We start from the raw sequence: 7350 nt of genomic DNA, 5'->3' as shown, positions 1-7350 counted from the left end.
GTTTTCAATGGTGCCCCAGCTATATCCTGCCACGCCGCCAATACTGCCGCCATATATTTGATTGCTTGTTATCTGTACGCCCTCCATCACCACGTTCTTCACCGTACCAGCTCTATTGAGCCAGCCGAACAGACCCGCATATTTGTCATTTGTCGTAAAGGTCAGCCCCGTGATGGTATGGCCGCCGCCGTCGAAGGTGCCTTTGTATGAGTTATCAGCGCTTGTGCCTATCGGCGTCCAGTCTTTGCCTGTGAGGTCGATGTCGGCGGTGAGGGGAATGTTTATGTCGGTCTTACCTCCGTTCACTAATTCGGCTACATTCAGCAGGCCGTCGGCGTTATAGACCGTGTAGCTGCCGTTTCCCTCTATGGTATATCCTGGGTCTTTTGCCGCAGCGAGGGAGACTGTGTAGGTATATTCACCGCCCGCCTGCCAGTCGGTAGCATTCTTCATCTTATAAACGAAGGTCTTGCCGTTAGTGAAGGTGCAGGTAATGAAGGTCGTGCCAGCTGCCACACTTTGCGGGGCTACGAGGGCGGTGTAGGTGTTGCTGCCCTTGCCGTACGGGGTGATTATATCCGGGTTGCCGCCTTCGGTGGAGAGACCCGTCAGCTGCACGGATGCCAGTCCCTCGGTGTAGTCCGTCAGAACGATGGTCACCCGCGCCGTGCGGTGGGTGAAGCGGAGCGTAGGATTGCCATAGGTCACCGTCTGCCCGTCGGCTACGATGAGATCGCTGCCCTCAAAGTCTTTCTGGGCACTTTGGTTGGCTTTTACCTTTACTGCAGGCGGAGTAGTCTCGCCCTCGGTGTAGGGCCACCACGCTGTGACGGTGATGTCTTCGTGGTTGGTCCAGTAGTACGGGTCGGTGGAGGTCAGCGTGGCGCTGGTGGGGTCGGCGGTGGTGGGCGTCACGTCGTATGCCTTCACCATGCCGTCCATCAGAACTGCCACGCTCTGCACACCCTCCCAATTGCCGTCCACCGGGGCACGGGTGCCGGCGGTGGCCGTCGCAGCGGGGTTCAGCCCCGTGGCGGTGAAGACGATGGATGTGCCTTCCGCCCCTTCAGGCAGGAAGCCTGCTTCGTCCTGTGTGCAGGCGCCCAATAAGAGGGCGAGCGCTGCAAGTGCAAAAAATCTTATCCTCATAATATCTGTTATTTTATTACTATGGTTGTTTCCGTTGCGGGCAGAACTTTTCCGCCCGACGGTTTACTGCTTCATCAAGGTAGGCAATGCTCCGTTAAGTTCGTAACGCCACTCTGATCCTGCGTTCTGCAAGGCGCGGTTCATGTCATCAACGGCGTTCTTCCAGGTAACGCCAGTACCGTCCACCTCTGTGGCTTTGGTGCTTTTCCTATTGTAGCCGATACCTTGTTCATGATTGTTCTTCCAATAGCAGGCGGTCACGATGGTGTAGTTATCTCCTAAAAAGCCGCCGATATGTACATAGCCAGTGCTACTACCTGTACTGGTTACGTTGCCCGTGGCATAGCAGGCAAGGAGGCTGATTCCGTCGTTGAATCCTACCAGACCGCCGCCAGAGATATTCTGTGTGCGGTCTATTTCTATGATCACGTTGCCTGTGGCATAGCAAGCGGTCAAGATGGCACCAAAATTCGTCTGACCTGCCACGCCGCCGACATTGAGCGTTCCCTTCACTGTGGCAGAGGAACTGCATCCGGTGATGTAACCGTCCCTTTGAGCACCCACCACACCGCCGACGCTCACCGTGCCGCTAACGCTGCCCGACACCGAGCAGTTTTCAATGGTGCCCCAGCTAAATCCTACCACGCCGCCGGCATAACCCAACCTGTGATTGCATGTTATCTGTATGCCATCCATCACCACATTCTTCACCGTACCGGCATTACCGAAATTACCGAGATAGCCGAACAGACCCGCATATTCGTCATTTGTCGTAACGGTCAGCCCCGTGATGGTATGGCCGCCGCCGTCGAAGGTGCCGGTGTATGAGTTGTCGTAGTCTGTGCCTATCGGCGTCCAGTCTTTGCCCGTCAGGTCAATGTTTTTGTCGAGGGTAATGTTTATGTCGGTCTTACCTCCGTTCACTAATTCGGCTACATTCATCAGGCCGTCGGCGTTATAGACCGTGTAGGTATTGGTGTTGCTGTCGTAGATGTAGCCCAAATCCTCAGCCTCGCCGCTCTCGCCGCCGCCGTCAGCCCAGTCACCGATGGTGCAACCCTCTAACGTCAGGCCGGTGGCGTTCACCTTGACGGTGTAAGAATAGCGGTTGCCCGCCTCTAATACGACGTTGTTCTGTGGACGGAAGTAGAAGGTGCCGCCGCCGAGTTCCACCTTGACGAACGGTTTGCCTGCCGCAACGGTCTGTGGGGCAGTCAGTGCCTCGTAGGTGTTGCCGCTTGCGTTGTAGGTCTTGATGGCGGTCGGGTTGCCGTTATCGGCGGACAGGCTCACGAGGCTCACCGTGGCACTGGCGACGCTCGTGAATCCCGTGCCGGGCTTCAGTTCGATTGTCACGCGTGCCGTGCGGTGGGTAAATTCAAGAGTCGGGTTGTTAAATTCCACCTTCCGGTTCTCAGCAGAGATGAAGTCGCTGTTCTGGAAGTCAGCCAGTTTGCTTTGGTCTTCTGCCACCTTCACGGCAGGCATCTGTGTGATGTCGGCATTGTCGAAGGGCCACCATGCCGATACGGTAATCGGGTCGCGGCTGGTCCAGTAGTGCGGGTCGTTCTCGCGTGAGAGCGTGGCGCTCGTATTGTCAGCGGAGTTAGGCGTTACGGTGTATTCCTTTACCACGTCGCCCATCTTGAGTGCCACAGTCTGTACGCCCTGCCAGTCGCCGTCCACGGTGGCACGGGTTGATGGGGCAGCCTGCGGAGTTGCCTCCACGGGCAGTCCGGTGGCACGGATGACAACGGGATATTCACCTTTGGACAGATGGTTATCGCCAGCCAGTTCGTCCTGCGTGCAGGCGGCGAAGGCGAACAGCAGTGCGGTGGCTGCGGGGATAAATAATCTATGTCTCATAATTCTTCATTCTAATCAATTAATTATTAATATCTTACAGGTCAGCGCCCACTTCTCCACCGTCTATATCGTTCCACTTTGCAATGGTGGCTTCGCTGACTTCAAGGACTTTGTTGCTCACCTTGACAGTATAGGTGTAGTTGTTGCCCGCTAGCAGTGCGCCATCGGGCAAGGTGAGTGTGGCAGGATATTCCTGACCTTTGTAATTCACAACCAACGGCAGGGATGCAACTGTCTGCGGGAAGAGGATGACCGATGACGTGAGATTGCCGTCTGCCAGATTCATGGCCAGTTCTCCGGTTTGTAGTCCGTTGTCTGCGGTGGCAATACCGTCGGCCGTGTTGAACGTACCGGTGAGTAACAATCCGTCCAGCGTGTAACGTTCAGGCTTGACCACGCTGAAATTCACGCCGTCGCCCGCCTCGAAGGTAAGGGTTATCTGGCTCATGCGGTGGTGGAAGGAGTTGTCTTCACCGCCTTTGGCGGTTTTGTCGGTGAAGCTTACTACCGGGTTGTTTTTGTCTCCCGTGGCTCCTGAAGCAAAGAGGAAGTCGATGGCAGGCTGGTTTTGCTGCGCCGTGGCATCGGTCGTGGCTGTGAGGATGCCTCCCGCCGCGTTGTACGGATAGTAGGCGCGGAAAGTATGGGTCTTTGCATCTTCGATATAGATGACCTTTCCTTCTGCCTCAAATTTCCCGTTCTTCAGGATGAAAGGCACGTTGCCGTACTTGGTATCGTTGTCGATGTCGGTGATGCCGATACGGTCACCGTTGTCCCAAGTGGTTCCGCTGGCGCGGGTGGCGAGGGCGATGTCGGCGGTAAACTGGGCGGCCACAGGGTCACCGTTCAGGTTCTCGTTGTCGTTGTTGCAGGCTGCCAATGCGAGGGCGAGCGCTGCAAGTGCAAAAAATCTTATCTTCATTATATCTGTTATTCAGCTATATTCTCATTGTCGTTTTTAACCTCATTCCAAGGTTTGATAGTACCTGTAAGTTCCACGTCAGTTCTGGTCAGCTTCACGGTGGTGTAATTGTACATATTACCGCCCTTGAGTTCTGAGTCCATTTTCCAGACGAACGGAGCATCATGCCCATTGTCCAAGTCAAACTCGATTTCTCTGGTCGTTGATTTCGTTGGAAGCAGGATGGCTTCGTATTTCTTGCCGACTTGGACAGCTTTCATCTGGATGTTGGCAGGATTTCCTTCGCCAGAGATTAGGCCATCTGCCAGATTGAAGGTGGCTGTGGTGTTCTGGTCTTTAATGGTGACCTTTAATTTATTGAGATCGTCTTCCGTCAAGCCATTACCTGGCTGAACATTCAGAACCAAGTTACTCAACATATGGTTGAATTTCAGTTCTACCTGTGGTATTGATTTATGGCATCCTTTAGCCTGGGCATACATGAAGTCGATAGCTTCCTGACTCGTCTGGTCAGCCACATTGAGTGCCACTTTGTAATCGCTTACCGTAGTATGTGGATAGTAAGAATAGAAGTCCACATTACCATCAATAGGATAGTAAATGGTCTTACCTCCAGAAATTGGTGAAAAGGCAATACTTCCACTTGTCTGATAGCAAACATTGTCAACTCCCTCTTTGATTGCATCTGCCGAGAGAGACTGATCTGCTCCAGTCATGAAGATACCAATCCTGTCACCATCAGCCCAGGCTACACCGGCAGCACGGGTGTTTACGTTGATACCACCAGTAAACTGCACGGCTACCTTATCGTTCTGGACAGAAGGTGCGGTGTCTTCTGTACTGCATGAAACCATTGCACCAGCCAAGAGTGCAAGGGTGAAGAACTTAGTCATCTTTTTCATCTTATAAACATTTTAAAAGTTATTATTATTTTATTTCTACTTCATTGTTGAGGTTCGTCCAACCGTTGATGGTAGCTTCCAGATTCATCTTTGGCTGCATTTGGTTGTAGTTGAGTCGCAACTCATACTTTCCTCCAACCTTCATCACAGGAGCGGTGATATCAAACTCTTGCAAGGTCCCGTTAGGCAGCAAGAGGCGGAGATAAACATGAGAGGCGGGGCTTCCCTGTATGGTCGGCATCAGCCGGATGACTTCTGAGCGCAAAGTTGACTCAGTAGCCAAGATAGTAGGCATTTCCACTTCCGTTGGATCTATGCTCGGCAATCCATAGTCGCCATCACCATTCTTCTGTGTAGGGAACAGACACCAAGCTGCATCTAATGCCTTGCCACTCATTTCTGTACCTTTAGGTACATTCTCTATGATGATGGTCAGTTCGGCAAGCACGCTTTTGACAGGATTCTGTACCACATAGCTGCCTTCCTTGTTGTCTATCCTTACATCGGCAACTCCGAAATAGGCATTATGGTTCACATCCTTAGGATTGGTCAAGCCTATCTGGATATTGTTCCAATTAGTCAAAGCCCTGGTCTGGTCAGTGGTGAAGAATGGCTCTATGAGATTGGTAATAGCCAATATCTGATAATGCCCTTTAGGAAGAGCGAAGCGTTGGCTTGCCACCTCCTGCGCACTGCCATAATGTTTTTCCTCTACAAGCGAACCGTCATCGGCATTGAATATCCAGAGTTTCACGTCATTCACATCCGTACCTTGGTCGGCTTCATCTGCCCAAGTGAGCGATACTGACAAACCACCCACATCCTCACCATCATGAACATTATGGTCGCAACTTGCCAACAGGCATGGGACGCATAACAGCACCCATAACCAAATATTAAATCTTCTTTTTGCTTTCATTTTCTGTTCGTGTTTTATGGGTTACTTATTATTGTCTGTTGTCTCTACTCGGCGAGCATTATCCGCATCTTGGGTGTCATCGCTACCATTTCCTATTGCAGTAATGCGACTTGCCTCTATGCCATTCTTCGCAAGCCAGGTTTTTACGGCTTCTGCACGCTGGCGAGATATACGTTTATTGACAGCCACGCTACCTTTTGTGTCACACCAACCTGTTACCGTCACCTTCATGTTCGGATTCTCTTTCAATGTTTTGAGAATAGCATTCAATTTAGTCTCTTCATTTTGTTGGATGTCGATACTATTGAAGGTGAAATATATGACAGGGAAAGTCACCTTTGCAGATTCTTTTATGTCTTGTTCAACAACTTTTGTTTCTGCCTTATCCACAGTTTCTTTCTGATTGACATACTCCGAAGAAGTTGGTTCCTGTTGTAGAACTTCCTTTTGTGGAACTGATGGAGTTTCTGCTACCTTGTTCTTCTTTTTAGAGAGGTTAATCCCTAATCTTACTCCACTTTCCCAAACAAAGTTGTTCTTATGCAGATGTTCTGGCATTCCGTCCATACGTTCGCCAGTAAGACGGGTCAAACCGGAATAGATGCCCAATTTCAGACATGAGGTCAGTTGATAACCAACCTGCAAGTCTGCGCCATAACCCAAATGCCAGTTGGTAGAACCTTTCATCACTTTGGCTTCATCGGCTATAGAATGGATATCAGCCTTGGTCGTTACTGCATATATATGAGGTGAAACAGCCAAATCCCATCGGCTGTCAGCTGTTTGATGGAACAGTCCAAGGAGATTAACGTTCACTCTTGCCCCATACCAACCCATTCTGACATGGCTTTTCAGATTGGCATATTCCCAACTGTCCATGCCTAAGACACCTGCCTTGTAAAGCACGCCGTCGCTCCCCAACCAATAGTTACGTTCTACGCAGCAGTCTTGTGCTGACAAGTTCATCTCTCCATACTTGGCAGATAACTCTGCCGAGAAGATGGAGTTGAAACGATAGCCCCCATATAAGCCAGCAGCCCAACCAAGGTGCGTCTTGTCATGTCCGAAACTTGAGAAAGTAGAGAAACCGAAAGGCATTCCACCCTCAATACCGATGTACCAGCCTTGCGAAATAGTCTTTCCATCTTTTTTTGCTTCTGCTCTCGCAAAAGAAAATGGAAGAATAAATGCAAGTATTGCAACCAGCAACCGATTTTTTGTTGTCAAATAATTTATCATATCATTCATTCATTTTTTATCGTAAAAATAAAAATCTATCTCCAATTACAGGACAAGTATCCACCATAAAGCTAATTCATCCATTCTATCCGAAACTCACTTCAGGAAATACAAGAGGTTTGTCAGCAAGATAAATATGGATGCCAACAGCAAAAAGATATAAAAGCGTTCTCTCTTGATGAAGTCACGAAAGCTATAGCGAGCCTTATAGTGATCATCAAGATATATCCTGTACTCATGTATCATGGCATATCCCAAGATAATACCTAATATGAGTACAAACACCCCGATGATGATCAGGGCTAATTCTATCCTTGGCATAGTTTCTATTATTTCCTTCATGTTGCAAATAT

General features: G+C 50.1%; 7 protein-coding genes. All 7 read right to left on the bottom strand.

From position 1 onward, the window contains the following. A partial coding sequence (locus tag C9991_RS16335) for a fimbrillin family protein (RefSeq protein WP_106813528.1) occupies positions 1-1149 on the bottom strand: 1149 nt, incomplete at its 3' end. A 63-nt stretch (positions 1150-1212) separates the two neighbouring features. Then, positions 1213-3015, bottom strand: a complete 1803-nt coding sequence (locus C9991_RS16330) for a fimbrillin family protein (protein ID WP_106813526.1) — start codon at positions 3013-3015, stop codon at positions 1213-1215. Positions 3016-3049: 34 nt separating this feature from the next. Next, positions 3050-3937: a fimbrillin family protein gene (locus C9991_RS16325; protein ID WP_106813525.1), complete on the bottom strand. Its 888-nt coding sequence runs from the start codon at positions 3935-3937 to the stop codon at positions 3050-3052. A gap of 8 nt (positions 3938-3945) precedes the next feature. Continuing rightward, positions 3946-4839 carry a fimbrillin family protein gene (locus C9991_RS16320; protein WP_106813524.1) on the bottom strand — a complete coding sequence of 298 codons (894 nt, stop codon included), beginning with the start codon at positions 4837-4839 and terminating at the stop codon, positions 3946-3948. 25 nt (positions 4840-4864) lie between these two features. Next, positions 4865-5758 (bottom strand): FimB/Mfa2 family fimbrial subunit, encoded by an 894-nt coding sequence (locus tag C9991_RS16315; protein ID WP_106813523.1) that lies wholly within the window; start codon positions 5756-5758, stop codon positions 4865-4867. Positions 5759-5779: 21 nt separating this feature from the next. Next, positions 5780-6997 (bottom strand): OmpA family protein, encoded by a 1218-nt coding sequence (locus C9991_RS16310; protein WP_157949520.1) that lies wholly within the window; start codon positions 6995-6997, stop codon positions 5780-5782. A gap of 96 nt (positions 6998-7093) precedes the next feature. Continuing rightward, a partial coding sequence (locus C9991_RS17125) for a hypothetical protein (RefSeq protein WP_232823387.1) occupies positions 7094-7350 on the bottom strand: 257 nt, incomplete at its 5' end.

The organism is Prevotella merdae (assembly GCF_900290275.1).
GTDB classification, from domain to species: Bacteria; Bacteroidota; Bacteroidia; order Bacteroidales; family Bacteroidaceae; genus Prevotella; species Prevotella merdae.
This window is presented reverse-complemented; position numbering and strand designations above follow the sequence as displayed.